Source organism: Pseudomonas tructae (assembly GCF_004214895.1).
GTDB classification, from domain to species: Bacteria; Pseudomonadota; Gammaproteobacteria; order Pseudomonadales; family Pseudomonadaceae; genus Aquipseudomonas; species Aquipseudomonas tructae.
Map to the genome: position 1 here is coordinate 4,808,877 of NZ_CP035952.1, position 25,084 is coordinate 4,833,960.

General features: G+C 63.0%; 24 protein-coding genes and 1 tRNA gene. 11 read left to right on the plus strand and 14 right to left on the minus strand.

The window, feature by feature from the left end:
• Complete coding sequence (locus tag EXN22_RS21975; RefSeq protein WP_130266036.1) at positions 1–378, minus strand: hypothetical protein; 378 nt, start codon at positions 376–378, stop codon at positions 1–3.
• Positions 379–591: 213 nt separating this feature from the next.
• On the opposite strand from EXN22_RS21975, the gene EXN22_RS21980 reads away from it, so the two are divergent.
• The 5 genes from EXN22_RS21980 (at position 592) to EXN22_RS22000 (ending at position 4,459) form a co-directional block, all read left to right on the plus strand.
• The gene (locus EXN22_RS21980) at positions 592–2,076 is read left to right on the plus strand and encodes a sensor domain-containing diguanylate cyclase (protein ID WP_130266037.1); all 1,485 of its coding nucleotides are present in this window, start codon (positions 592–594) and stop codon (positions 2,074–2,076) included.
• 2 nt (positions 2,077–2,078) lie between these two features.
• Positions 2,079–2,300 carry a cysteine-rich CWC family protein gene (locus EXN22_RS21985; protein WP_130266038.1) on the plus strand — a complete coding sequence of 74 codons (222 nt, stop codon included), beginning with the start codon at positions 2,079–2,081 and terminating at the stop codon, positions 2,298–2,300.
• A 27-nt stretch (positions 2,301–2,327) separates the two neighbouring features.
• On the plus strand, positions 2,328–3,020 hold the full coding sequence (locus EXN22_RS21990; RefSeq protein ID WP_130266039.1) for a pseudouridine synthase: 693 nt from the start codon (positions 2,328–2,330) through the stop codon (positions 3,018–3,020).
• A 323-nt stretch (positions 3,021–3,343) separates the two neighbouring features.
• Positions 3,344–4,228 carry an alpha/beta fold hydrolase gene (locus tag EXN22_RS21995; protein ID WP_130266040.1) on the plus strand — a complete coding sequence of 295 codons (885 nt, stop codon included), beginning with the start codon at positions 3,344–3,346 and terminating at the stop codon, positions 4,226–4,228.
• Positions 4,229–4,385: 157 nt separating this feature from the next.
• A tRNA-Gly gene (locus EXN22_RS22000) sits at positions 4,386–4,459 on the plus strand.
• Positions 4,460–4,466: 7 nt separating this feature from the next.
• Here the strand turns inward: EXN22_RS22000 and EXN22_RS22005 are convergent.
• Positions 4,467–4,922 (minus strand): DUF2388 domain-containing protein, encoded by a 456-nt coding sequence (locus EXN22_RS22005; protein ID WP_233281659.1) that lies wholly within the window; start codon positions 4,920–4,922, stop codon positions 4,467–4,469.
• A gap of 148 nt (positions 4,923–5,070) precedes the next feature.
• On the opposite strand from EXN22_RS22005, the gene EXN22_RS22010 reads away from it, so the two are divergent.
• Positions 5,071–6,783 (plus strand): SulP family inorganic anion transporter, encoded by a 1,713-nt coding sequence (locus EXN22_RS22010; protein WP_130266041.1) that lies wholly within the window; start codon positions 5,071–5,073, stop codon positions 6,781–6,783.
• 44 nt (positions 6,784–6,827) lie between these two features.
• Here EXN22_RS22010 and EXN22_RS22015 read toward each other — a convergent pair whose 3' ends face one another.
• The 8 genes from EXN22_RS22015 to EXN22_RS22050 all read right to left on the minus strand — a co-directional run bounded on the left by EXN22_RS22015 (position 6,828) and on the right by EXN22_RS22050 (position 15,260).
• Complete coding sequence (locus tag EXN22_RS22015; protein WP_130266042.1) at positions 6,828–7,328, minus strand: hypothetical protein; 501 nt, start codon at positions 7,326–7,328, stop codon at positions 6,828–6,830.
• A 13-nt stretch (positions 7,329–7,341) separates the two neighbouring features.
• Complete coding sequence (locus EXN22_RS22020; protein WP_130266043.1) at positions 7,342–7,716, minus strand: hypothetical protein; 375 nt, start codon at positions 7,714–7,716, stop codon at positions 7,342–7,344.
• A 100-nt stretch (positions 7,717–7,816) separates the two neighbouring features.
• Entirely contained in the window at positions 7,817–9,412 is a 1,596-nt protein-coding gene (locus tag EXN22_RS22025) for an alpha/beta hydrolase-fold protein (protein ID WP_233281660.1), read from the minus strand.
• A 7-nt stretch (positions 9,413–9,419) separates the two neighbouring features.
• On the minus strand, positions 9,420–11,834 hold the full coding sequence (locus EXN22_RS22030; RefSeq protein WP_130266044.1) for a TonB-dependent receptor: 2,415 nt from the start codon (positions 11,832–11,834) through the stop codon (positions 9,420–9,422).
• Positions 11,835–11,903: 69 nt separating this feature from the next.
• The gene (locus EXN22_RS22035; RefSeq protein WP_130266045.1) at positions 11,904–12,872 is read right to left on the minus strand and encodes a FecR family protein; all 969 of its coding nucleotides are present in this window, start codon (positions 12,870–12,872) and stop codon (positions 11,904–11,906) included.
• Positions 12,865–13,404, minus strand: a complete 540-nt coding sequence (locus EXN22_RS22040) for an RNA polymerase sigma factor (RefSeq protein ID WP_130266046.1) — start codon at positions 13,402–13,404, stop codon at positions 12,865–12,867. The genes EXN22_RS22035 and EXN22_RS22040 overlap by 8 nt, the downstream gene beginning before the upstream one ends.
• Before the next feature lie 77 nt (positions 13,405–13,481).
• Positions 13,482–14,120, minus strand: coding sequence for a LysE family translocator (locus tag EXN22_RS22045; protein WP_130266047.1), 639 nt, complete (start codon positions 14,118–14,120; stop codon positions 13,482–13,484).
• Positions 14,121–14,189: 69 nt separating this feature from the next.
• Positions 14,190–15,260 carry a glycerophosphodiester phosphodiesterase gene (locus EXN22_RS22050; protein WP_130266048.1) on the minus strand — a complete coding sequence of 357 codons (1,071 nt, stop codon included), beginning with the start codon at positions 15,258–15,260 and terminating at the stop codon, positions 14,190–14,192.
• Positions 15,261–15,371: 111 nt separating this feature from the next.
• On the opposite strand from EXN22_RS22050, the gene EXN22_RS22055 reads away from it, so the two are divergent.
• The 5 genes from EXN22_RS22055 to EXN22_RS22075 all read left to right on the plus strand — a co-directional run bounded on the left by EXN22_RS22055 (position 15,372) and on the right by EXN22_RS22075 (position 21,625).
• On the plus strand, positions 15,372–16,394 hold the full coding sequence (locus EXN22_RS22055; protein ID WP_130266049.1) for a DUF4917 family protein: 1,023 nt from the start codon (positions 15,372–15,374) through the stop codon (positions 16,392–16,394).
• Positions 16,395–16,479: 85 nt separating this feature from the next.
• Complete coding sequence (locus EXN22_RS22060) at positions 16,480–17,019, plus strand: RNA polymerase sigma factor (protein WP_130266050.1); 540 nt, start codon at positions 16,480–16,482, stop codon at positions 17,017–17,019.
• On the plus strand, positions 17,016–17,969 hold the full coding sequence (locus EXN22_RS22065) for a FecR family protein (protein WP_130266051.1): 954 nt from the start codon (positions 17,016–17,018) through the stop codon (positions 17,967–17,969). Before EXN22_RS22060 ends, EXN22_RS22065 begins: the two co-directional genes overlap by 4 nt.
• A 114-nt stretch (positions 17,970–18,083) precedes the next feature.
• The gene (locus EXN22_RS22070) at positions 18,084–20,636 is read left to right on the plus strand and encodes a TonB-dependent receptor (protein WP_407691983.1); all 2,553 of its coding nucleotides are present in this window, start codon (positions 18,084–18,086) and stop codon (positions 20,634–20,636) included.
• Between the two features lie 95 nt (positions 20,637–20,731).
• Complete coding sequence (locus EXN22_RS22075; RefSeq protein WP_130266053.1) at positions 20,732–21,625, plus strand: DMT family transporter; 894 nt, start codon at positions 20,732–20,734, stop codon at positions 21,623–21,625.
• Positions 21,626–21,684: 59 nt separating this feature from the next.
• Here EXN22_RS22075 and EXN22_RS22080 read toward each other — a convergent pair whose 3' ends face one another.
• The 4 genes from EXN22_RS22080 to EXN22_RS22095 all read right to left on the minus strand — a co-directional run bounded on the left by EXN22_RS22080 (position 21,685) and on the right by EXN22_RS22095 (position 24,992).
• A complete protein-coding gene (locus EXN22_RS22080; RefSeq protein WP_130266054.1) occupies positions 21,685–22,902 on the minus strand; it encodes a class I SAM-dependent methyltransferase in 1,218 nt (405 codons plus the stop codon).
• Between the two features lie 109 nt (positions 22,903–23,011).
• Positions 23,012–23,629: a TPM domain-containing protein gene (locus EXN22_RS22085; RefSeq protein ID WP_130266055.1), complete on the minus strand. Its 618-nt coding sequence runs from the start codon at positions 23,627–23,629 to the stop codon at positions 23,012–23,014.
• A 26-nt stretch (positions 23,630–23,655) separates the two neighbouring features.
• Positions 23,656–24,390 carry a TPM domain-containing protein gene (locus tag EXN22_RS22090; protein ID WP_130266056.1) on the minus strand — a complete coding sequence of 245 codons (735 nt, stop codon included), beginning with the start codon at positions 24,388–24,390 and terminating at the stop codon, positions 23,656–23,658.
• The gene (locus EXN22_RS22095) at positions 24,390–24,992 is read right to left on the minus strand and encodes a LemA family protein (protein WP_130266057.1); all 603 of its coding nucleotides are present in this window, start codon (positions 24,990–24,992) and stop codon (positions 24,390–24,392) included. The genes EXN22_RS22090 and EXN22_RS22095 overlap by 1 nt, the downstream gene beginning before the upstream one ends.
• Between the last annotated feature and the right edge of the window lie 92 nt (positions 24,993–25,084).

Sequence of the window (25,084 nt, forward strand, 5' to 3'; positions counted from 1 at the left end):
TCAACGGCGCCAGTTGCGATCCGGCCAGCCATCACGGCTGCGCTCGTGACGTGACGAGCCCTGACGGTCGCGGTCGTAGCCTCGGCCTGGGTAAGGCTTGTAATAGTTATGCGGTGCTTCCCGGTAGTAGCCGTGGGGCGCCGGGCGGTAATAATGCGGAGGTGGCGCGTAGTAACGCGGTGGTGGCGCCACATAATAACGCGGTTGCGGTGCTACATAGTAACCACGGTTGTAGGGATAGGCCGGCCGGTAGTAACCCGGATAACCATAGCGATCGGCGGTGTAGACCTCGGTGCGGTAATAGCCGTTACCGGCATAGGGGACACAAGCGGTTGTCAGCAAACCCAACACTGCAATCAGCAAAAGTCGGCGATACATGGCGGCCTCCCGGACCGCGAAACTGCCCATCCCAGCGGCGCTGGTCGGCGTCGATCGGCAAGTGTTCATCGACACTGGATAAGACTGTCAAAACCCGTTCAGGTGCCATTGCTGCAATAAATTGATACAAGGCTGATACCCGTAAAAATCGTAAAGTTATTTTCCCGCCAGAGCACTAGAATACCTGCCATTGGCCCACCGCTCGGGAATGTCATGCCGCCTCGTTCCGCCCTGTTTTCACAGCGCTCGCTGATCCTGACATTATTGCTGTTGCTCGCCTGCGGTTTCTTGGCGACTTCCCTGCTCAGCTACTTCGCCTCGCGCAGTTCGATCCGCGACAACATCGTCAACACCGAGCTGCCGCTGACCTCCGATACGGTCTATTCGGAAATTCAGAAGGACCTGGTGCGGCCGATCCTGATCTCCTCGATGATGGCCCACGACACCTTCCTGCGCGACTGGGCACTGGGCGGCGAGCGTGACACCGCCCAGGTGACCCGCTACCTGGACGAGGTCATGCGCCAGCACCAGGCCTACACGGCGTTCTTCGTCTCCAGCACTACGGGGATCTACTACCAGGCCAAGGGCGTGCTCAAGCAGATCGACCCGCAGGACCCTCGGGACGCCTGGTACCCGCGGGCGCTACGCATGAACACGCCCTACGAGATCAACGTCGACCTGGACATGGCCAACCAGGACCGGCTCACGGTGTTCATCAACTATCGAGTGCTGGACTACGACGGCAAGCTGATCGGCATCGCCGGCCTGGGCCTGACCGTCGAAGCGGTGATCCGCCTGATCGACGACTACCAGCAGCGCTACCAGCGCCAGGTGTTCTTCGTCGATCCACAGGGGCGAATCGTGCTGACCGGCTCGCACGGCGGGCCCCATGGCGCCAGGAGCGGCCAGCCGCTGGGCCAACTGGACGGGCTCGAGCACATGCCACAACCCCTCAGCGGCAGTCACGAATACAGCAGCAGCGATGGCCACAGTCACTTCCTCAACGTGCGCCTGGTGCCGGAGCTGAACTGGTACCTGTTCGTCGACAAGCGCGAAGACGGCGCCGTGGATGCCATTCGCCAGTCGCTGTACCTGAACCTGGTGATCTGCGCGATCATCACCCTGGTGGTCCTGTCGTTGCTCAATGCCATGGTCAAGCGCCATCAAGACAACATTGAAACCCTGGCCACCCTCGACAGCCTCACCGGTCTGCCCAACCGCCGCGGCTTCGACCTGCTCGCTGCGCAAGCACTGCACGAAGCCCAGCGCGAGCCCAAGGCGCTGATTGCCCTGCTGATCGACCTCGACCACTTCAAGGCGCTCAACGACACCCACGGCCACCTGGCCGGCGACGAGGTGCTGCGCCAGTTCGCCCAGGTGCTCGAGGACTGCCTGCGCCAGGCTGATATAATCTGCCGCTGGGGCGGTGAGGAGTTCATCGTGCTGCTCAAGGACACCGACCGCCAGCAGGCCCTGGCGGTGGCCGAGAAAATCCGCAGCAGGACCCAAGCGCTGGCCTTCAGCTATGCCGAGCAACCGATCCACCTGACCGCCAGCATCGGCTTGAGCAACCTGCAGGCCGACGATACCCTGCACAGCCTGATCGCCCGTGCCGATCATGCCCTGTACCGGGCCAAACAGAGTGGACGTAACCGCGTTTGCAGCGAGATGCCCCGATCCGACCATGAACAGCCTTGACCATGAATGACACCCGCCGCTGCCCCGCCTGTGGCGCTAGCAACGACTGCAGCCTGGCCGACCCGCGCACCGCCGCCCAGGCCTGCTGGTGCTATGGCGTGAGCATCGACCCCAAGGTGCTTGAAGCCCTGCCACCCGAGCTGCGCAACCAGGCCTGCCTGTGCCCGCGCTGCGCCCGGGTCGAGGCGCAATTGCAGGCAGCCAAGGCTGCGTCCGCAGGTTAAACTGGCGCACCCTGCGTCTGGCCCTGTATGCGTCTTGATCGATTCCTCAGCAACCTGCCCTGCTTCAGCCGTCAGCACGTTCGCTTGCTGCTGGTAGAACGGCGCGTGCGTGTCGATGGCCAGTGCGTCAGCGATCCGCACTTTGAGGTGCGCAAGTTCAGCCGTATCCAGGTCGACGAACAACTGCTGCAAGCCGGTCGCCCGCTGCGCTACCTGATGCTGCACAAGCCCCAGGGTTGCGTGAGTGCCACCCAGGACCCACAGCACCGGACCGTGATCGAGTTGATCGACGAGCCCGACACCCAGGACCTGCACATCGCCGGGCGCCTGGACTTCAACACCACCGGGCTGATGCTGCTGACCAACGACGGCCTGTGGTCGCGACGCCTGACCCATCCGCAGACCAAACTGCCCAAAATCTACTACGTCGAGACCGAGCAGGACATCGGCGAGCACTACATCGACACCTTCCGCCAGGGCGTGTACTTCGCCTTCGAAGACCTCACCACCCAGCCCGCCGAGTTGACCCTGCTGGGGCCGCGCAGCGCGCGCCTGAGCATCGTCGAAGGCCGCTACCACCAGGTCAAGCGCATGTTCGGCCATTTCGACAACAAGGTTGTGCGCCTGCACCGCGAACGCATGGGCCCGCTGCAGCTGGACCCGAACCTGCAGCCGGGCCAGTACCGCGCACTTACCCCGGAAGAAATCCAGGCGATCTGAACCTGCGACCGCCCGGCAGAAAATTTTCGTCAATTACCCCAATGGCACTTGCGGGTTGGCCGGGTGCCTGCTTGAATCCAATCGTCGGTCTGCATGTGACCAGCCAGTCACGCTCGTAGTCAAAGACACCTTTTTGCTGGCGACCTGTGCCTCGAAGCACCGGCGTCCGGCAGATTGCCCTCCTAGAACAATACCGGTCGACCACGGTGCAACGCGGATCGCCCAGGGCCCTCAGCTTCAGTTCAAGGCGTATGCCTACCTGTCATAAAGAACGCGCATCCTTGCATGTGCGAACACCCTTTTTTGCGCCAGGAGTCGACGACATGAGGCCAGAAATCGCTGTGCTTGATATACAAGGTCAGTATCGGGTTTACACGGAGTTCTATCGCGCAGACGCCGCACTCAAGACCATCATCCTGATCAATGGCTCGCTGGCCACGACGGCCTCGTTCGCCCAGACGGTGCGCAACCTGCACCCGCAATTCAATGTGGTGCTGTATGACCAGCCCTACGCCGGCAAGTCCAAGCCGCACAACCGCAACGAACACCTGCTGACCAAGGAAACCGAAGGGCAGATCCTGCTGGAGCTGATCGACCACTTTGCCGCCGATCACATCATGTCCTTCTCCTGGGGCGGTGCCTGCACCCTGCTGGCCCTGGCGCACAAGCCGCGGCGCATCGAAAAGGCCGTGGTCAGCTCGTTCTCGCCGGTGATCAACGAACCGATGCGCGACTACCTCGAACGCGGCTGCCAGTACCTGAGCGCCTGCGATCGTTACCGGGTCGGCAACCTGGTCAACGACACCATTGGCAAGCACCTGCCCTCACTGTTCAAGCGCTTCAACTACCGGCATGTCAGCAGCCTGGACAACCACGAATACGCGCAGATGCACTTTCACATCAACCAGGTGCTCGACCATGACCTGGGCAAAGCGGTGCGGGCGGCGCGGGTGATCGACATCCCGGTGCTGTTCATCAATGGCGAGTGGGACGAATACACCACCACAGGCGACGCCCGGCAATTTGGCCAGCATGTGCGCAACAGCCACTTTCGCGAGATCCGCGCCACCGGCCACTTCCTCGACATGGAACACAAGGCCGCCTGCCGCGACACCCGCGAAGCCCTGCTGGGTTTCCTTGCGCCTGCGCCGAAAGAATCGCGTACCCGCTACAGCTTTGCCCAGGAGCATCATGCACTGGCTATCTGAGCAACACGGTCGGCCGCTAGCGCAGCCTCCTGCATCAACGGCCCCAAAGGCCACAAGGAAGATGCACGACCTCGCGCCAGCGGCCACCGGCAGATAGATTGCGCCAACATAAGGCTTCAAATTGCCACGAAGTTCTGGTACAAAGTCAGCCCTGAAAGCGGGTGTCGTATAATGGCATTACTCCAGCTTCCCAAGCTGATAACGAGGGTTCGATTCCCTTCACCCGCTCCAGCTTCTTTCAGGTTTCAGCGTCGCTGAGGCCTTGGCCACCGCCCTGGTGGCTGTTTCGCTCAATCCCCTTTGCCTCAACTGCCGCCAGCACCAGTATTGCCTGGGCCAGCTCGCGATCCGTTGCACCTGTTGCACGCCCCTCGCTGCGCAACCAACTCAGCGCCGATTGCAGATATACACCCCGGTAAACCCCGTCACTGGCAACGAAAGCCGCCGCATCGTCGCGGGCTTGCGCCAGCACGCGCTTACCGTCGTTGCCGGAGCTGGCCTCCGAGGCCATGGTTGGTCCGAAAGTGGTGGCACCGGTAAGCATGAAGGGCAGATACACCGTGGCCCCCAGGGTCAGCATGCCGTCGACGTCGCCACCGCTGCCAAAGATATCGCCCTGGCCCTGGGCGGTGCAGCACCAGACCAAGCTCAACAGGAGTGCAGGCTTTTTCCAACCATTGATCATGCGTTCCATCGGCTTCCTTGCTCTATCCCTGCAATCGGCCGGCATTCTCCACGGCTTGCGCCAGACTTAACAGCAGTGTTTTTGACCTGACGCCCTGCCCTGGCACCTCGCGCTGCGCTTTAATAGCCCACCGCGAAACACTCGAAAGGATCCGTGCATGTTTCTCTCCCGCTGGCTGCCTGGCCTGGCCAACCTGTTGCAGTACCGCCGCGAATGGTTTCGCCATGACCTGCAGGCGGGCTTGTCGGTGGCGGCGATTCAGATTCCCATCGCCATTGCCTATGCGCAGATCGTCGGCCTGCCACCGCAGTACGGTTTGTACGCGTGCATTCTGCCAATGATGGTTTATGCCCTGATCGGCAGTTCACGGCAATTGATGGTCGGACCGGATGCCGCCACCTGCGCCATGGTCGCCGGGGCGATTGCGCCCTTGGCCATGGGCGACCCGGCGCGGCTGGCGCAGTTGTCGGTGATTGTCACCATCCTGGTCGGGCTGATGCTGATCGGTGCGGGGCTTGCGCGGGCCGGCTTCATCGCCAGTTTTTTCTCGCGGCCGATCCTCATCGGCTACCTCAACGGTATCGGCCTGAGCCTGTTGGCCGGGCAACTGGGCAAGGTTGTGGGTTTTCAGATCGAGGGCAGCGGTTTTGTGCTCAGCCTGATCAACCTTTTGCAGCGCCTGGGGGAAATCCACTGGATTACTCTGAGCATAGGTTGCGCCGGCTTGGCGCTGCTGATCTGGCTACCGCGGCGCTATCCGCGCTTGCCTGCCGCGTTGGTTACCGTGGCCATCGCCACCCTGCTGGTGGCGGTGTTCGGCCTGGATCGCTTCGGCGTGGCAATTCTCGGCCCGGTACCGGCCGGCATGCCGGAACTGGCCTGGCCGAAAACCAACCTTGAGGAAATGAAAAGCCTGATGCGCGATGCCCTGGGTATTGCCACCGTGAGTTTCTGCAGCGCCATGCTCACCGCCCGCAGCTTTGCCGCCCGCCATGGCTATGCGATCAACGCCAACCATGAGTTCCTGGCCCTGGGCGTTACCAACATCGCCGCCGGGGTTTCCCAGGGTTTTGCCATCAGCGGCGCCGACTCGCGCACCGCGGTCAACGACATGGTCGGTGGCAAAAGCCAGCTGGTGGGGATCATTGCCGCACTGGTCATTGCCCTGATCCTCCTGGCGTTCACCAAGCCCATGGCCTGGATTCCTCAGGCCGCGCTGGGCGCGGTGCTGCTAATGGCCGGTTGGGGGCTGATCGACGTCAAGTCACTGAAGAAGATCTACACGCTCAGCCGCTTCGAGTTCTGGCTGTGTGTGCTGACCACCGTCGGCGTGCTCGGGCTCGGCGTATTGCCGGGCATTCTGATCGCCGTGACCCTGGCGATCCTGCGCCTGCTCTACAGCATCTACCAGCCTACCGATGCGGTGCTGGGCTGGGTGCCGGGCATCGAAGGCCAGGTGGATATCCGCCGCCACAAGGAGGCGCGCACCGTGCCAGGGCTGGTGGTGTACCGCTTTGACGATGCGATTCTGTTTTTCAATGCCGACTATTTCAAGACGCGCCTGCTCGAAGCCGTGCAACGCGAAAGCCAACCCCAGGCGGTGCTGTTCGACGCCGAAGCCGTGACCTCCATCGATGTCAGCGGCATCGCCGTGCTGCGTGAAGTACGCGACACCCTCGCCGCCCAGGGCATTCACTTTGCCATTGCCCGGGCGCGCGGGCGCTTCCTGCGCATGCTGGTGCGTTCAGGGCTGGCACGGGAAATGGAAGAGCAGTTGCTGTTCGGCTCGGTACGCGCGGGAATACGTGCCTACCGGGTATGGCGTAACCGGAGTCGGCGCCAGGACGGGGCGTTGTCTAGCAACCATTAAACGCGATAACCCGGCAAGCCCGTGTGGCCTGCCGGGTTAACTGCTCAGGATGCCGACGGTGGCGAGTAGCTGCAACCGACGTAGAAATTGCGCTTGGCGTCTTCTGTCGACACCACCTGCAAGGTGTTTACACCCGCGCTATCGAGGTCACGCTGGTAAGCAACGTAGCCATCGCTGTCATGCTTTTTCTCAAGCTTCAGGGCCTTTGCAGCCTTCTGCATGTCAGCGTGCGGGCTGGCACTGGCTACCAGGATGAAGAAGCTGAAACGGTCGGTCATGACCGCTGTCTTTGATGAGACCACACCGATACGCAGCGCTTCTCCCAGCTGCCAGGCACCGCCACCCCAAGGGCCGTGGGCTTCATCCCTGGAAAACGAAAGCTGCCCGGCGTCGACCAGGCGATTGAACTCGGCAATCTGCTCACGGCTGCCCTGGCAGTGGGCCAGGGTGTTGAACAGTTGATACTGCGCCGGCTCGTCCGCCATGGCGCAAAAAGCAGACAAGCAACCCGCCAGTGCAACGGCGGTGCGAAGGTACCGGCTCATCGGTCGTCCTTGATCAGTTGAACGTGCACTGGTGGAACGGCATGTAGTCCGAGCCAGAAGCAAACTGCAAAACGCACTCGGCGTTGAACCTCTGCCCTTCTTGCAACGCGCTCATTTTGGCATTCTGCGCAGCATCCACACCTTGCAAGCGGGCCAGAATGTAGCCTTCTTCATCGCCTGCGATCAGCAATGGCGCGCCTTGCATGTTTTGCGACAACTCCAGCGCAATGCCAGTGATGCTGACCGACTGGTTGTACTCTTCCATGCTCAGCGTCGAGTTGCCTTTGTCTTCAAAGACCTGGTACAGCGCGCTCAGGTCCTGCGCAGCGCTCGCCGCCAGAGGAAGGATCATGCTGCAGGTGAGTAACGCCAGTTTTGCGATTTTCATAGGACTTCCTTGTTGATTGAAACTACGGTGCTTGCTTAGCAGGCGCGGCATATTGCCATTATTGAACCCTGAGCGCTACTCACTCAAACCACTCTCAGCGTCACAGCACGCAGGCCTGTGGCAGCGTTGCCCGGCCCTTGCCGATCAGGCTGATCAACCCGCACGGCAGGCTACCGCGCCACTGCAGGTAATCATGACCGGCCGGGTATTCGACCTGCTCCACCGGATAGCCCTTGGCCAACAATACGTCACGCAGATGACGGTTGGTGTCGAGGATCTTCGGCCCTTCGAACAGGCCCGACTGCAGGTAGAAGCGCAGTGGCTGCTTGGGCGCCTTGACGTATTCGCGGGTAAGCCAGCCCGGCTCCTCGCCCTCACGCCCCCACCAGTAGGAACCGGACATGCTCAATACATTGCCGAACAGTTCCGGGTGCGCAAGGCCCATGTAGGCCGACGCCAGGCCGCCGTAGCTGGAACCCGCCACCACCGTGCGCTGTGCCGACGCGGCCATACCTTGCTGGCGCGCCCAGGGCATCAGTTCCTCGGCCATGAAACGGGCGAACTGCGGGTTGGGCGGCAACTCCTGCTGGCGGCTCAAGTCACTGGGGTTGGCGATGATCAAGGCTGCAGTCGGCGGGATCAGGCCGTCGGCGATCAGGTTGTCGAGGATCGTCGGGGTCGGCACCTGCCGGGTATAGGCGTGGGCATCGAACAGCACCAGCAAGCCCTGACCCTTGGCGCCCGCCTGCCACTGCGCCGGTCGGTACAGGTAGACGTCACGCTGGTTACCCAACAGCTTGCTGCTCAACATCTTGCGTTCCAGGCTGCCACGGGCCACCCCCGGACGCTCGGCCACCCAGGGCTGCGCAGGCGCTGCGGGCAGCTCCAGGCGCGAGCGCGACAGGTACGGATCGCCGCTGCCATCAGCAAAACCGTTGGGGTTGAGCGGATCGCGTTGAGTGCTGGCAAGGATCATGCGCCGATCATCGGACGCCGGCACGTCCGGGGCTATCTGGTAGCTCAGGCGCGCAGAGGCAGGCAGCAGATAACTGCGAAACCACACGTCACTGTCACCCAGGCGTTGCAGTTCATCGTGATTACCCGACGGCGCGCCGAACACTCGTACGTTGTGGCGGGCGCCGCGCCAGAGGAAGGTCACCAGGGACAAGCCCGGCTGGCCCGCCACGGCTTCGACCATCGGCGTGCCCTGTTGCTGACGCGCCTGCCAAAACCCTTCACTGCTCGCGCCCTGGGCCAGCTGTTGCTGCAGCTCGCGTAGGGTCGGGCTTTGCAAGGGGGCCGCTGTGCGCTTCTGCTCGCTGGCTGATATCACCTGCTTGAGGCTCAACGCGTAAGCGGCTTGCGGACGGCTGGCCAGCGCCTCGGCACGCAGGCCGTAGGCGCCCTCGCGCTCAGCAATGAAAATGAACTCGCGCGGCTGGTCCTGACCATCGATCAACAGCCGCAGCGGTTGGCCCTGGGCATCGAGCAGACGCAGGCTGGCATCGCCTTGCAGCCGGCCCTGGACCAGGTCCCCGGCCTTGAGCTGCACGGTCCAGGTTGGTTGTTGCGCCTGGGTAAAGCTGGCGTTGACGGTTTGCCCCGGTTGCAAGCGCGTGTCAGTACTTGCCATCGCGCTGCCACTCACCCCCAGGGCCAGCGCCAGGGCACAGCCCCACTGATTGAACGTGTGCATGGTCACCTCAGAAATCGATGCTGGCAGAGAGTTTCAGCGTGCGCGGCTCGCTGACCGTGGCGTACCCGTCGTTGAACACCCCGGCCCAGTAGGCACGGTTCTCGACGTTCTCGAGGCTGGCGCGCAGCACCACGTCCTTGCTGAGAACGCGCGTGCTGTAGCGGCCGCCAAGGTCATAGCGGGTCCATTGCGGGATCTTCAGGTCGTTGGCACTGTCCAGGTACTGCGAGCTGCTGTGGATGCCCAGCGCAGTCAGGGTCAGGCCCGGAACCCAGGGTGTGTCCCACTCGGCGCCGAGGTTGGCCGACCAGGCCGGCACACCACGGGCGGTGTTGCCATCGAAGGTGCCGCCGGCGGTGCGGGTCAGTTCGGCACGGGTGTAGGTGACGCCGCCGAGCAGGCGCACGCTCGGCGTTAGCGCACCGAACAGGTTCCATTCCACGCCACGGTTACGCTGCTCACCATCGTCGGTGTAGCGGTTGCTGGCACGGTCCAGAAGCATGCTCGGCTTCTCGATCTGGAACACGCTGAGGGTGTGGGTGAAGTCGCCCAGGTCCCACTTGACCCCGGCCTCCATCTGCTTGGCCTTGTACGGGGCGAACTGCTCGCCATAGTTGGCGGCGGCCAGGTCAGTGACCATGCCGCCCTGGGTCAGGCCTTCGATGTAGTTGGCGTACAGCGATACCGGCGCATCCCAGGGCTTGAGCACCAGGCCCAGGGCCGGTGTCAGGGCGCGTTCGTCGTAGGCTGGTTTGCTCATCTTCTGCCGCACCCGTTGCGAACGCACACCCAGGGTCAGCAGCACCTTGTCGTCGATAAAGCCCAACGTGTCGGCAACGGCAAAGCTGGACAGGGTGTTATCACCGGTCTTGTCGCTGGAGCCGATATCGCCGGCAATGATCGGCTTGCCCGGGTGGTAGATGTTGGTCATGTACTTCTTGCTGGTCACGGTGGCGGCGCGGCCGATGTCCTGGTGCAGCAAGGTAGTGCTCACTACCAACTGGTGGTTGACCGGGCCGGTGACGAAGTTGCCGCGCACCCCGGCCTCGCTGGAGAGGCTATGGGTGTAGCCGCCCTGGTTGTAGGTCTCGCCGCTGGCATCGCCGTTGGCGCCGGTGACGATCACCCGGGTGCCATTGAGGAAACCCTTGTAGCGGGTGCGGGCGCTGCCAACGCTGGCGTAGGCGCTCCAATCGTCATTGAGTTCATATTCGCCGCGCACTACCACGGCCTTGCTGATCTGCTTGGCCGAGATGCCGTCGAGGATGTTGGTGTCCGGTTTCGGCGCCTTGGTGACATGCCCCAGCTTGCTGAAGCCGGCCATCATCGGACTGCCGTCTTCGAGCTTTTCGTGGCTCTCGTAGGCATCCAGCTCGAGCTTCCAGCCATCGCCGCGATAATCCATGCCCAAAGACGCCAGGGTGCGGTCCTTGGACTGCTGGTCAACACCGGTTTCGCCGCTGCCGTACACGCCGTTGAAGCGGATGCCCAAGCGTTGCTCGTCGCCCAGGCGACGGCCCAGGTCGATGTGTTCAGCGACATAACCGTCGGACACGTAGCTGCTGGTCAGGCGGGTCAGCGGTGCTTCGCCGGCGCGCTTGGGCACCAGGTTGATCACCCCGCCGACGCCACCGTTGGGCGCCATGCCGTTGAGCAAGGCACCGGGGCCCTTGAGCACCTCGACCCGTTCCAGAAATTCGGTCGGCACGTGTCCATCCGGGGCCAGACCGTACAGGCCGTTCAGTGCAAGCTCGGTGGAGTCGAGGGAGTAACCGCGGATCATGAAGTTTTCGTAGGCGTGGCCTTCGCCGGTACTGAAGCGGATCGACGGATCGTTGCGCAAGACCGCGCCAACCGTGCCGCTTTGCTGATTTTCCATGTGCTGGGCGGTATAGGACGTGACGTTGAACGGCGTCTCCATCACATCGCGATTGCCCAGCATGCCCAGCCGCGCACCACGGGCGACCTGGCCACCGCTGTAGGCCTCGGGGAGGCCGCCGGGGTTGCTGTTGGCATTGATGTTCAGCTCGCCAAGGGTCAGGGCGCCGTCGCTGTTGAGGCTGCGCAGGATGATCACGCCGTTCTCTTCACTGGCCACCAGGCCGCTGTTGGCCAGCAAATACTGCAAGGCCTGCTGCAAGGTGAAGCGGCCTTGCAATGCCGGAGCGCTGCGCCCTGCCAGCAACTGGCTGTCGGCGGCGATGGGCACCCCGGCTTCGCGCGCCAGGGCATGCACCGCGGCTTCCAGGGACTGGCTCGGCAGGTTCAGGCTCAGGGCAGGCGCATCGGCGGCCAGGGCGGTAGCATTGACCGCGCTCAACGGCAACAGGCTGGCACTGCCCAGGGCACAGGCCAGCGCCAGCCGGCGCAGGGTACCGGGGAAAGCCACTGGGTGTGCCGGGCGGGCATGGGGAAGCGACATGATCTGTCCTTGCAGAGGTGGGTTCAGCGATGAAGACGGGCCACTTCAGCCTTACCCCTCAAAACTTTTTCAACGCAGTTGCAAAGTACGCTGCTGGCCCTGCTGAACCAGGCTCACCGGGAGGATTTTCGGCAACGTGTGCAGGAGCATTTCCGGCTGGTCGCTGGGGAAGCTGCCGGTCAGGTGTAACTGGGCGGCGTCAGCGGCCAGGCTCACCGGTTGCAGGGCATAGGCGTTGACCTCGGCGATCACCTCGGCCAGCGGCGCGTCGGTAAACGACCACCAGCCGCGCTGCCAATGCGCGATACTCGCCACGGCATGGGGATCGGCCCGCAGCGCCAGCAAGCGGCCCTGGCGATCGAGGCTGATACGCTCGCCGGCCTGCAGCACTTGCAAACCTTCGTGCAAACCGCGCACCTCGACCCGCCCGCGGGCCACCGCCACTTGGATCTCGCCACCGCGATCGCTGACGCTGAAGGCCGTACCCAGCACCTGCACTTCACCCAACCGGGTAGTGATCAGAAACGGCCGCAAACGCTCGCGCGCCACATCGAAATAGACATTGCCGTGCAGCAGGCGCACCTGGCGCAGGCCATTGCTGTACTCGATGCGCAGGCTGGTTTCGGCAGCCAGCAGCAACTGGCTGCCATCGGGCAACCTTTCGCTGCGCGGCGGTTCGGCATGCACGGTTTGCAACAGGCGATCGAACTGCGCAGTACGTCGCCACAGCCAGCCCAGCCAACTGGCCCCGGCGACCGCCATCAGCAAGCCACCGCCCTGACGCAGCAGACGCCGCCGGCTGACATTGACCGGCTCCGGCGCCACTGCCGTACGCAGTTGCGGGGTCAGCCGGTGCACCAATTGCCAGCGTTGTTCGGCCTCTTGCCAGGCCCGCTCGTGCTCACTGCTCTTGCCGCGCCAACGCTCCAGTTGCCCGCGCACCTGCTGGACCCGTTCGGGATCGTCACTGTTCAGCGCCGCCAGGTAACTCAAGGCCTGCTGCACCTTGCGCGGGGAAACCGGCAACGGCTCAGACATGTCGCGCCGCCAGGCTCAGCTCGGACAAATCGAACACCGCACGGGCAATGTGCAGCTCCACCGCCTTGGCCGACAGTTCAAGCTCGGCACACACCTGGCGATGAGGCTGACCATGCAGGCGTACCCGCACGAACACTTCGCGGCGCAGGCGCGGCATGCGTTCGATACGCTCGATCAGTTGCTGCAACTGCTCGCGGGCGATGATGATGTCTTCAACGCTGGGGCTCAGCACATCGGCGCGCATCAGCCAGTCTTCGAGCGCCGCCAGCTCATTGCTGCGTCGGCGGTACTGATCGATGCACAAGTTGCGCGCGGCCTGGAACAGCAAAGCCCGGGCGTTGGCCACCGGCGCATTCAAGGCGTGGGCATAGGCCTGGGCAAAACTCGACTGGGCGATGTCGGCCGCATCATCCGGATTGCGCAGGCGCCCACACAGGTAGCGGCGCAAGTCGCTGTAGTTGGCCAGCAGATCGTGGATGACCGCCTGCAAGGCCGGGGCTGCGGCGTTCCAGGGCGTGGAGAGCGAAGTCATGAAGGTCCGGCGGGCAAGAAAGACATGAATAGGAATTCATATCATTCTCACATATCGGTGTAGCCTTCTGCCAGCCCTCAGCCGTTACGCGGCAACAGGCCCGGCAAGGCATGCGCCAGGGCGTTGACAGCAAAACCAATGAACATCACGCCGCAAGCGCGGGTGATCCACAGTTCATAGCGGGTATACAGAGTACGCACGTGGCGGGCGCCAACTACGCCAATCAGGATCACGTAAGCCAACAAGCCACCGACAAAACTCAGCGCGATCAGTGCCGGCAACATCGACCAGTCAAGCGCTTCGGCGCGGCTGGAGAGCAAGGCGGTGAACGTGGCCACCGCTACCGGGTAGGCCTTGGGGTTGGTCAGGCCGAACACCACGCCATGCCAGAACGGTTTACGCACAGCCCCCTGCTCGCCCTCGCCGTTGCCCGGACGGCTGCGCAACGCGCGCATGCCCAGCCAGAACAGGTACAGGCCGCTGATCACACCCAGGATATCGAACACTGAACTACCGATTTGCCGGGCACCGACAATCGCCACCAGCGCAGTACTGCACCACAGCACGTCACCGAGCAAGTGCCCACAAAGAAACCCCGCCCCGGCGCGGCGCCCGCGGGTCGCGCCAATGCCCAGTACCGCCAGCACACCGGGCCCAGGAGTAATGCCGTAGATGAATCCGGAAGCCAGTACGGCAAGCAGCAGCGAAAAGGTCATCGAGGCAGTGTCCTGAAAGTCAGTGCAAGGCGCGAAGTCTACGGCAGCCGCGCTGCGCCAGCCAGCCTGTCAGTATCCTTCGGCGCTCAGGATCTGTGCTTCGCTGCGGGCACTGGGCCGGGCCAGGTGGCGCAACAGCGGGCCGCTGCGGTTGGTGAATATGCCGTCCACGCCGGCAGCCAGCACCCGGCGAAAATCCACCGGCTCATCGACGGTGTACACGTGCACCAGCAGGCCCTTGTCGTGGCTCAGCTGGTTCATCCACGGTTGCACCAGGTCGGCGTAACTCTGGGCGCCACCCCCGGCCAGCGCCGCCGACGGCCCGGTGCCAATGGCGCCATCCGCCTTGGCGTAATCCAGCCAGCGCTCGAACTCGGCCTTGTCCTTGGGTTGCTGACGGGCATTAAACGCGGCCTTGTCAGTTTCACCCGACTCGGCGAAGGTCTGCCCAGAGGCCGGCTCGATGCTGCCTTTGCCGACCCACAGCAACAGCACCTTGGGTACTTGGGGCATGTGCTGGTGCAGCAGTGCCAGGCTGTTACGGTCGAAACTCTGTAGCACCACCCTGCCCGGCCGGTCGAGCCAACCACCTGCTTGCAGGGCTTTGTTCAGGTCAGCCTCGATCCCGGGAAACAAGCCTGGCACCTTGGTTTCAATGTACAAGCCAGGCTGACGCTGCGGGTTGGCCGTGGCGATGGCCATGACTTCATCAAGGGTCTGGATCTTCAGGCCCTTGAAGCTTGCCCGGGCACGCTCGGGGTAGGCCTTGTTGAACCAGCTGCCGACATCCAGCAATTTGAGCTCGGCCAGGGTGAAGGCGCTGACCGGGCTGCCCTGGCGCTCGGGAAAACGCTCGGCAACATCGCTGGTGCGCAATAGATTGTCATCGTGCACCGCGACCAGCACGCCATCGCGCGAGCGCTGCAGGTCCAACTCGAGGTAGTCGGCACCCAACTCACGTGCCAGCCGATAGGCCGGCGCCGTGGACTCCGGTGCATCATGAGAAGCGCCGCGATGGGCAATCACCGCCGGGTAAGCCATGCCCTGTGCCTTGGCAAGTTCACTGCCTTGGCTTGCCTGGGCAAGCCCGGCCAGGGGCAACAGCGCCAGGCAACACACACGTCCGATTGCGTTGAACATCTTCAGCCCTCCTTTGCTCCATAGCCAATCCAGCATAGTCGCCAACGCTGATGACAAACCGGTTGCATGCTAAAGTCGCGGCGATTGCCTGCCCTGCCACAGAGATGCCCGATGACCCACGCCAACCTCGACGCCAGCCTCAACCTCTGGCCAGACCTGAACGCCAGTCACCCGTGCAGCGGCCTGCTGCTGGGCAATGGCGCCAGCCGGGCGCTGTGGCGGCCATTCAGCTACTTCTCGCTGTTCGAGGAGGCCCAGCGGGTACGACACAAACCCCTGAACCTGAGCGACCAGGCGCTGTTCAAGTCGCTGAGCACCGAGTTGTTCGAACCGGTGCTCAGCGCCCTGAACACCACGGTACGGATCAACGCCGCGCTAGCGATCAGTTCCTCGGCGCCGCTGAACCGCTACTACGCAATCAAGGAAGCATTGATCCACGCCATTCGCAGTGTGCATATTCCCTGGCGCATGCTGCCCAGCCAGACCTTGCAGTTGATCAATCGCGAGCTGGGCAACTACCAGAATGTCTACTCGAGCAACTACGACCTGATCTGCCATTGGGCCGTCAGCCAGGCGCCAAAAGGCTTCCAGCAATTGTTCGATGAAGACGGCGGCTTCGACATCCGCCGCACTCGCAGCCCAGGCACGCGCCTGCTGTACCTGCACGGTGGCCTGCACCTGCTCAAGCAGCAGGACGGCAGCACCCGCCAACGCAGCGCCACTGACGGCCAACTGCTCGACGGCTTTGCCGTCAACACCCCGGGCGATGTGCCGCTGTTCGTCAACGAGAGCAGCAGCGACGACAAGCTCAAGGCCATTCGCAGCTGCGACTACTTGAGCTGGGCCCTGGGTGAACTGGCCGGCCATCAGGGCGGCCTGTGCATCTTCGGCCAGCACCTGGACAGCACCGACCAGCATCTGCTGCAGGCCATCAAGCAGGCGCGCCCGGCGCACCTGGCCATTGCCATACGGCCCTTGAGCGACGCCTCGATCATCAGCCAGAAGCAGCACTACGTGCAGCGCTTTGCCGATGCACCGGAACTGGCGCTGTACTTTTTCGACGCCAGCAGCCACCCACTGGGAACACCCGGCCTGGAAGTCGCCGTGCCTGTAGCGATTCGCAAGCGGCGTTGAGCTGGATAAAAACAGGCATAGTAAATAACAATTATTCTCGATACCATTCGCAACCTTTCTCTCCGGTCCGTCCTGGAAAGCTTGCATGCCGCGTCCCAAACCTGACCCTTTTGCCCACGAAACCTGTCGCGGGTTCTATGCCGATATCCTGCATTTCCTGCGCAAGCGCATGGACAATGCCAATGACGCGGCAGACATGACCCAGGACGTGTTCACCCAGTGGCTGGGCTACCGTGACCGGGCGCGGGTCGAGCAACCCAGGGCGTTCTTGTTCCAGATGGCGCGCAACCTGCTCAGCGACCACTGGCGCCGGCAAAAGGTGCGTCACAGCGTACTCGACGAAGACGCCAAGGCCTGCGAACAGACCCCGGCCTGTACCGCCAGCGACCCGCTGAACCATGCCCAGCAGCAACAACGCCTGGAACAATTGAAACTTGTCCTCGCCGAACTCTCGCCGCGCCGCCGCGAAGCCCTTATGCTGCACCGCTTCGAAGGTTTGACGCAGGCGCAGATCAGCGCGCGCATGGGCATTTCCGTCAGCATGGTGGAAAAGCACATCGCCGCGGCCCTGCTGCATTGCAAGCAACGCCTGGACAGTGACGACGGCATGGAGCAGCCAGAATGACCCCCACTCCTGAAATCGATAAGCGCAGCATCGATGCCCAGGCAGCCAGCTGGTTTACTCGCAACCGCAACGACAGCTCGCGGGAGACGCGCAAGGCCTTCGCCCAATGGCTGCAGCACCCCGAACATGCCCGCGCCTATGCCCAGTTCGAACAACTCTGGGACGACCTGGCCGCGCTCAAGCGCCTGAACCAACCGCTAGCCCTGCCCAGCCGCAAACCGCTGCGCTGGCGCCCGGCGCTGGCCATCGCCGCCGGGCTGGTATGCGCGGTGCTGGCCGCCAACCTCGGCCTGCCCAGCCGCAACCACCAGCAACAGCTGGCCGTGCAGAGCGAGCGCCCCCAGCACCTGGCCCTGCCCGATGGCAGCCAGCTGGACGTCAACGCCCGCACCCGGCTGAGCCTGAACTTCGACAACGAGCGCCGATTGATTCGCCTCGACCAGGGCCAGTTGTACATCGACGTGGCCGCCGACAAGGAACGCCCGCTGTACATCGACGCCGGCAACGCCCGGGTACGGGTGGTCGGCACCGGCTTCGATCTGCGCCGTGGCCAGCATGAGCTGGTGGTCAGTGTCGCCCACGGCCAGGTCGCCGTGGAAACCTTGGGCGAGAACCGCCCACCGGTGCTGTTGAGCGCCGGTCAGCGTGCCACCTATGACCCGGCCCGTGGCAGCCTGAACGTAGAGAACCTCAGTGTCCAGGACGTCGCTGACTGGCGCGACGGCCACGTGAGTTTTCGTAACCGCGAACTGGCCAGCCTGATCGACGAACTGTCGCTGTACCGCTCGGCACCGGTGTTGCTCGCCGACCCGTCATTGGGCCGCTTCAAGGTCTCGGGCAACCTCGACGTCAGCGACCCGGACGCCTTGCTCAATGCCTTGCCGGCGCTGCTGCCGATCAAGACTGTGAACCTTGCCGATGGCCGCCTGCGGATCGAACGCAAACGCTAATTTGAGAATATTTTTCATTCGCATGTGAGGGTTTTCCGCTGCCCTGCGTCTTCCTCCCGTCTGCGTAATCACTGCAGGCCTTTTCTGGCCTTTGTCGCCATATTGGGGGGTTTCATCTTGCGTGCGTTTGCTCCGTTCAAGCCGTTGTCTGTTCGTCCTTCACTGCTGGCTGCATGCCTGGCCCTGAGCCTGCAGGCCCAGGCCGCGCCGTTGCAATTGAACCTGCCGGCGCAGCCGCTGGCGGCGTCGCTGAGCCAACTGGCGCAGCAGGCCAAGCTGCAACTGCTGTTTGACGAATCCTTGCTCAACAGCGTTCAGGCGCCGGCCCTGCAAGGTGCTTACGAACCGCTCGAAGCCATCAGCCAATTGCTGCACAACAGCCGCTTTGCCCTGGTCAAGGTCGGCAATGCCTATGTGGTACGCCTGCGCGAAGACGATGCCACTGCGGACAACAGCATCCAGCTTGGCGCCGTAAGTGTTGTCGGCAACGGCCAGCAAGTCGACCCGAGCACCGTCGGCCGCTCGACCCTGACCCAGGAAGACATCGACCGTTACCAGCCCAGCAACATCCCCAGCGTGCTCTCGACCCTGCCCGGGGTGAACATGGGCGGCTCGGCCAAGCCCGGTGGCCAGACCATCAACATCTGGGGCCTGGGCGACGCCGAAGACGTGCCGATGACCGTCGATGGCGCGACCAAGAGCGGCTTCGAGCGCTACCAGCAAGGCACCGTGTTCATCGAGCCGGAGCTGATCAAGAACATCGAGGTGGAAAAGGGCCCGCACTCGATCTACACCGGTAACGGCGGCTTTGGCGGCAGCGTCAACATGACCACCAAGGATGCCCCCGACCTGCTCCAGGAAGGGCGCAACAGTGGCGCCATGCTCAAGTATGGTTATGCCAGCAACGACCATCAGCAGGTCTACAGCTCGGCACTGTTCGGTCGTACCGACGATGGCCGCATGGATGGCCTGGTGTACCTGACCAAGCGCGACGGCGACGACATGAAGCTGGCCGGCACCCTGCCCGACGCCGAGGGCCTTTACCCGATCAACCCCCAGCGCCTGCCTAACAGCGCCCTGGACCTGGAAGGCGCGCTGCTCAAAGCCAACCTGCATTTCAACGACGAGCACAGCCTGGGGTTTTCCTGGTCTCGCTCCGAGAGCGAGCGCTGGGCGCCGTTCTCCTCCACCGCCTACCCGACCCCGCCGACCCAGTGGGACATTGACAGGTTTGGCTACAAGAATGCCCTGAAACGCTTTTTGGCCAACCGCACGACCACCGACACCACCTGGTCGACTACTTACAAGTATCAGCCGGTCAACAATCCGCTGATCGACCTGCAGGTCAAGTACTCGGAGTCCGACACCAAGCAGACCGACGAGCGTGATGCCACGGCGTTCTTCCAGCCGTCCACCGGCGGCCGCAAGATGGACACCGAGTATCAGGACCAGATGCTCGATGTGCGCAATACCAGCCTGTTCACTACCGGCCCACTGGAACACGCGTTCACCAGCGGTTTCCAGATCCGTCACCACGAACGTGACACCCAGATGTGGATGCCTGGTAAAAGCTACGAGACTCCCAAGTACAACAACGGCCACTACCAGCCGAACTTCATGCCCAGCGGCACCGTCGACAGCCAGGGCTATTTCATCCAGGACGCCGTCACCCTGGGTGACGTGACCATCACCCCGTCGCTGCGTTACGACCATGTCGCCAACAAGGGTAAACAGAACCAAGCGCCGCACTACAACGTTGCCGCAAACGGCCACGACTACAGCGAGAAAACCTACACCGGCTGGTCGCCACGCCTTTCAGTGTTCTGGAAAGCCACCGCCAACACCGCCTTCTTCGCCGACTACAGCAAGACCTGGCGCGCACCGGTGCTGGATGAACAATACGAAGTCCAGGGCATCGGCAGCCGCACCGCCAGCAGCCGCAACCTCGACCCGGAACGCATCACCGCCCTGCGCGCGGGCAACGTCACCGACTTTGCCAACGTTTTCATGGCCGACGACAACATGCAGATCCGCACCACGCTGTTCCGCAACGAGATCAAGGACGAGATTTTCAAAGCCACCGGTATTGGTTGCCAGGCGCAGCTGGCCACCGGGCAGAACATCAACGATGCCTGCGGCAAGGGCCTGATGTCCAACTACCGCAACCTCAAGGGCGTGACCATCAAGGGCTTCGAGGTCGAAAGCTTCTACGACTCGACGTACCTGTTCGGCTCGGTGTCCTACTCGTGGATGACCGGTCGCCATGACGGTGCCTACACCAACCCCTGGGGGCCGGACGTCTGGGCCAAGGACATCCCGGCGCCGAAGTGGATCACCACCCTTGGCGTGAAGATTCCTAGCTGGGATGCCAAGGTCGGCTGGCAGGCACAGTTCGTGCGCAAGACCGACCGCCTGCCGAGCGACAACTACCGCGAGGGCCCGGCCAGTTCCCTGGGTGACCGCTACTACGACCACTACGCCAACGACGACTACCAGATCCATGGCCTGTTCGCCAACTGGAAGCCCGAGCAGCCTTACCTCAAAGGCACCGAGGTCAACCTGACGGTGGATAACCTGTTCAACAAGGACTACCGCTCGGAACTCAGCGGCGAATACGCCTATAGCCAGGGCCGCAACGCCAAGGTCAGCATTACGCGTTTCTTCTGAGGCAACTGTACGGATGATCTTGTCAACAACTGTAACAAGATCATCCATACGCCCTGTGGCTCAATGAGGCTACCTCTCTGCCACAGGCGATTCGTATGTCCAGCCGCGAAAACACCGGGATGGTTCTAGGCCTTCTCGGGGTGATTATTTTCAGCCTGACCCTGCCCATGACCCGCATCGTCGTGCAGGAACTGCACCCTTTGCTCAATGGCCTGGGCCGCGCCTTGCTGGCGGCGATCCCGGCGGCGGCGCTGTTGCTCTGGCGCCGGGAAAAATGGCCGACCTGGGTACAGATCAAAGGCCTGAGCCTGGTGGCCCTGGGGGTGATCCTGGGGTTCCCGGTGTTGTCAGCCTGGGCCATGCAAAGCGTACCGGCGTCCCACGGCGCCCTGGTCAACGGCCTGCAGCCCTTGTGCGTAGCGGTGTACGCCGCCTGGTTGTCCCATGAGCGCCCCTCGAAAGCCTTCTGGGCCTGCGCCGCCCTGGGCAGTGCCCTGGTGCTGGCCTATGCAATGATCATGGGCGCCGGGCAGATCCAGGCCGGCGACCTGCTGATGCTGGCGGCGATTGCCGTGGGTGGCCTGGGTTATGCCGAAGGCGGCCGGCTGGCGCGGGAAATGGGCGGTTGGCAGGTGATCTGCTGGGCCCTGGTGCTGTCGGCGCCGCTGTTGCTCGGGCCGGTGATTTACCTGGCCTTGCAGCATCAGGGGCCGGTGAGTGCCAGGACCTGGTGGGCCTTTGGCTACGTGTCGCTGTTCTCGCAGTTCATCGGCTTCTTTGCCTGGTACGCCGGGCTGGCCATGGGCGGCATTGCCCGGGTGAGCCAGATCCAGCTGCTGCAGATCTTCTTCACCATCGCCTTTTCGGCGCTGTTCTTTGCCGAGCAGGTCGAGCCGATTACCTGGGTGTTTGCTGCCGGGGTGATTGCGACAGTGGTGCTGGGGCGCAAGACGCGGGTATATCCGGCACCCGTGAAGGGACTGGGCTGATGCTATCGCGGGGCAAGTGGGAGCGGCGATGCGGCGATCCGACTTGCCCCGCGATGTTTTCAGGCAGGAATCAAACCATCGGCCCGCAGCAAGGTCTCCAGGCAATGCTCCTTGACCCCGTAGAACGCCTTGAGCTGCTCGATCTTCTCCAGCAGCGCTGAAGCGTCAACCGGCGCCTGGCGTTTGACCGCCAGGATCATCTTGTTCTTGTTGGTGTGCTCCAGCGAAATGAACTCGAAGACCTTGGTTTCGTAACCGCAGGCTTCCAGGTACAAGGCGCGCAAGCTGTCGGTGAGCATTTCGGCCTGCTGGCCCAGGTGCAAGCCGTACTGCAGCATCGGCTTGAGCAAGCCCGGGCTGTGCAGTTGCGGGCGGATCTGCTTGTGGCAGCACGGCGAGCACATGATGATCGCCGCACCGCAGCGAATGCCGGTGTGAATCGCATAGTCGGTAGCGATGTCACAGGCATGCAGGGCGATCATCACCTCGATGGCGCTGGGCACCACACTGCGCACGTCACCGCACTCGAACACCAGGCCCGGGTGGTCCAGGCGCGAAGCCGCGGCGTTGCACAGCTCGACCATGTCCGGGCGCAGCTCGACACCGGTCACCTGGGCCTCGCGTTGCAGGGTATTGCGCAGGTAATCATGGATGGCGAACGTCAGGTAACCCTTGCCTGAACCGAAGTCGGCCACCCGCAGCAATTGACCGGCAGCCAGCGGTGCCGAGTTCAGGGCATGGGAAAACACTTCGATGAACTTGTTGATCTGCTTCCACTTGCGCGACATGGCCGGAATCAACGCCTGCTGCTTGTCGGTCACGCCCAGGTCCTGCAGGAACGGCCGGCTCAGTTCCAGGTAGCGCTTCTTCTCCCGGTCATGTTCAGCCGCCGGCGCCTGACGCGCCTGCTGCACGGCGCTGCGGTGGAGCATGGGCTTGCCCTTCTTGCTGAACGCAAGCTGCGCTTCGTCGCTGAGGCTGAGCAGATGTCCATTGCGAAACGAGGCCGGGAGCAACTCGTCGACCAGCGCCAGGGCCTGGTCATTACCCAGGTTACGGGTGATGTCGCGGGTCTTGTAGCGATAGACGAACGACACACAGGCCTGGCCCTTGACCGTCAGCGGCTTGGCGATGATGCGCTGCAGGGTTTCTTCGTTGCCGACAGGGCGCGCCAGCACCAGCTTGATCAGGGCGTTCTGTTCCAGGCTGGTGGCGAGCAGGCTCAGAAACTGCGCACGCGCATCCGGCGCGGCCTGGGCGGTAGTGGAATCGGACATCGAAAAAGGGTGCCTCGGGTAGCGGAGGGGGCGCAGGTTTGCGCAGAGCCGGGAATTTTACGTGGATGCGCTTTGCCTGCACAGCTTTTGTCGATCGACGCCGCTCCAGTCAATCGAGCACCACCAGGCGATTGGGCAGTTCGTTACGCTCGTGGGTCAGTGGCACATGGGTGCTGAGCAGTTCGCCGCAGGCCTCGATACAGCTGACAAAGCCCTGCACCGTGTGGCCCTGGCGCACCTGTTCGGTAAAGCGCAGGACGATCGCATCCCACACCCGGTTGTCCAGGTGCCGGGAGATGCCCTCATCGACGAGGATTTCAACATAGCGCTCGGCCTCGCTGACAAAGATCAGCATGCCGGTGCCTCCCTGGGTGTGGTGCAGGTTCTGTTCGAGAAACTGCCGCCGGGCCAGGTTCGCCGCACGCCAGTGGCGCACCGGGCGCGGGATCAGGCGGGTAGTCAACGCCGGTATGCGAAACAGCAGGCACAAGGCAATGAACGTCAGCCACTGCACAATCAGCAAGCTGTGCACACTCATCCAGCCGCTGAGGTAATGGACGATGCCCGGTACCACCAAGGCCAGCAGGCTGGCCCACAGCAGGGGAATATAGGCATAGTCGTCAGCGCGCCTGGCCAGCACGGTGACCAGTTCGGCGTCGGTATGCCGCTCGACCTGGGCAATGGCTTGCGCGACCTGGCGCTGTTGCTGTTCAGTGAGCAAAGTCATGTGCTGCGCTACTCGTTGTCGTTGATTTACCAGCCGCCCGACGATCCACCACCGCCGAAGCTGCCCCCGCCACCACTGAATCCCCCTCCGCCGCCTCCGCCACCCAGGCCGCCACCGTAGCCGCCACCAAAACCGCCGCCCATGCCACCGCGCCCGCTGCCACCCAGGCCCAGCGACTGCAAGGCGAACACCACCAGAATCAGCAGGATGAACAAACCGATAGCCCAGGCCGGAGCACCGTCATCAGACTCGTTGCCCAGCGCCCTCGACGGTTCGGCCAGCGGGTTGCCACCCAGTACCTGAAGGATCGCCGCCGTGCCCTGGACGATGCCCTGGCTGTACTCGCCGCGACGAAACGCCGGGGTGATGATGCGGTTGATGATGACCGAGGACTGCGCATCGGTCAGCCGCTCTTCCAGGCCGTAGCCGACTTCGATACGCAGCTTGCGCTCCTGGGGTGCGACGATCAACAGCGCGCCGTTGTCCTTGCCTTTCTGGCCAATGCCCCAGTGACGGCCGAGCTGGTAGCCGTAATCTTCGATGCTCTGCCCCTGCAAGCCCGCCAGGGTCACCACCACGACCTGCTCGCCAGTGCCCTGCTCGTGGGCCTTGAGCATATTGTCGAGCTGGCTGCGGCTGGCGCCGTCGAGCAAGCCGGCGTTGTCCACTACCCGCCCGCTCAGTGCCGGAAAGCTCAGCTCAGCACGCAGCGGCGTGGTGAACAGCAGCGCCAGCAGCAGCGCGAGCTTGAACAGGCGCATCAGAATTTCACTTCAGGCGCTTTGTCGGCATCGGCGGCGGTGGCCTCGAAGTTCTCGCGGATCGGCAAATCGCTGTACATCACGCTGTGCCACAGGCGCCCGGGAAAGGTGCGGATCTCGGTGTTGTAGCGCTGCACGGCGGCGATGAAATCCTTGCGCGCCACGGCGATACGGTTTTCGGTGCCTTCAAGCTGGGACTGCAGGGCGAGAAAGTTCTGGTTGGACTTGAGGTCCGGGTAACGCTCGGACACCACCATCAGGCGGCTCAGCGCCCCGCTCAGCTGGGATTGGGCCTGCTGGAACTGACGCAGCTTCTCGGGATCGTCCAGAGTGCTGGCATCGACCTGGATCGAGGTCGCCTTGGCCCGGGCTTCTATGACCGCGGTCAGGGTTTCCTGCTCCTGCTTGGCGTAGCCTTTGACCGTTTCGACCAGATTGGGAATCAGGTCGGCACGGCGCTGATACTGGTTCTGCACCTGGGCCCAGGCTGCCTTGACCTGCTCGTCATAGTTGGGGATGTTGTTGATCCCGCAACCGGCCAGCAGGCTGCCGAGCACCAGCAGCAGCCACAGGCGCAAACCCTTGAATTGAATAACCTGCATGTCGCTATGCTCCTTGATCGCCGTGATTCACCGGACTTGAGGCATAATCCGTCGTCGCCGCTGGATCAGGATCGCCCAATCGGCTAAAAGAT

Bases quoted from the DNA above. Each gene is read 5' to 3' on its own strand.
- EXN22_RS21975 (WP_130266036.1), bottom strand. From the start codon at position 378: ATGTATCGCCGACTTTTGCTGATTGCAGTGTTGGGTTTGCTGACAACC.
- EXN22_RS21980 (WP_130266037.1), top strand. From the start codon at position 592: ATGCCGCCTCGTTCCGCCCTGTTTTCACAGCGCTCGCTGATCCTGACA.
- EXN22_RS21985 (WP_130266038.1), top strand. From the start codon at position 2,079: ATGAATGACACCCGCCGCTGCCCCGCCTGTGGCGCTAGCAACGACTGC.
- EXN22_RS21990 (WP_130266039.1), top strand. From the start codon at position 2,328: ATGCGTCTTGATCGATTCCTCAGCAACCTGCCCTGCTTCAGCCGTCAG.
- EXN22_RS21995 (WP_130266040.1), top strand. From the start codon at position 3,344: ATGAGGCCAGAAATCGCTGTGCTTGATATACAAGGTCAGTATCGGGTT.
- EXN22_RS22005 (WP_233281659.1), bottom strand. From the start codon at position 4,922: ATGGAACGCATGATCAATGGTTGGAAAAAGCCTGCACTCCTGTTGAGC.
- EXN22_RS22010 (WP_130266041.1), top strand. From the start codon at position 5,071: ATGTTTCTCTCCCGCTGGCTGCCTGGCCTGGCCAACCTGTTGCAGTAC.
- EXN22_RS22015 (WP_130266042.1), bottom strand. From the start codon at position 7,328: ATGAGCCGGTACCTTCGCACCGCCGTTGCACTGGCGGGTTGCTTGTCT.
- EXN22_RS22020 (WP_130266043.1), bottom strand. From the start codon at position 7,716: ATGAAAATCGCAAAACTGGCGTTACTCACCTGCAGCATGATCCTTCCT.
- EXN22_RS22025 (WP_233281660.1), bottom strand. From the start codon at position 9,412: ATGCACACGTTCAATCAGTGGGGCTGTGCCCTGGCGCTGGCCCTGGGG.
- EXN22_RS22030 (WP_130266044.1), bottom strand. From the start codon at position 11,834: ATGTCGCTTCCCCATGCCCGCCCGGCACACCCAGTGGCTTTCCCCGGT.
- EXN22_RS22035 (WP_130266045.1), bottom strand. From the start codon at position 12,872: ATGTCTGAGCCGTTGCCGGTTTCCCCGCGCAAGGTGCAGCAGGCCTTG.
- EXN22_RS22040 (WP_130266046.1), bottom strand. From the start codon at position 13,404: ATGACTTCGCTCTCCACGCCCTGGAACGCCGCAGCCCCGGCCTTGCAG.
- EXN22_RS22045 (WP_130266047.1), bottom strand. From the start codon at position 14,120: ATGACCTTTTCGCTGCTGCTTGCCGTACTGGCTTCCGGATTCATCTAC.
- EXN22_RS22050 (WP_130266048.1), bottom strand. From the start codon at position 15,260: ATGTTCAACGCAATCGGACGTGTGTGTTGCCTGGCGCTGTTGCCCCTG.
- EXN22_RS22055 (WP_130266049.1), top strand. From the start codon at position 15,372: ATGACCCACGCCAACCTCGACGCCAGCCTCAACCTCTGGCCAGACCTG.
- EXN22_RS22060 (WP_130266050.1), top strand. From the start codon at position 16,480: ATGCCGCGTCCCAAACCTGACCCTTTTGCCCACGAAACCTGTCGCGGG.
- EXN22_RS22065 (WP_130266051.1), top strand. From the start codon at position 17,016: ATGACCCCCACTCCTGAAATCGATAAGCGCAGCATCGATGCCCAGGCA.
- EXN22_RS22075 (WP_130266053.1), top strand. From the start codon at position 20,732: ATGTCCAGCCGCGAAAACACCGGGATGGTTCTAGGCCTTCTCGGGGTG.
- EXN22_RS22080 (WP_130266054.1), bottom strand. From the start codon at position 22,902: ATGTCCGATTCCACTACCGCCCAGGCCGCGCCGGATGCGCGTGCGCAG.
- EXN22_RS22085 (WP_130266055.1), bottom strand. From the start codon at position 23,629: ATGACTTTGCTCACTGAACAGCAACAGCGCCAGGTCGCGCAAGCCATT.
- EXN22_RS22090 (WP_130266056.1), bottom strand. From the start codon at position 24,390: ATGCGCCTGTTCAAGCTCGCGCTGCTGCTGGCGCTGCTGTTCACCACG.
- EXN22_RS22095 (WP_130266057.1), bottom strand. From the start codon at position 24,992: ATGCAGGTTATTCAATTCAAGGGTTTGCGCCTGTGGCTGCTGCTGGTG.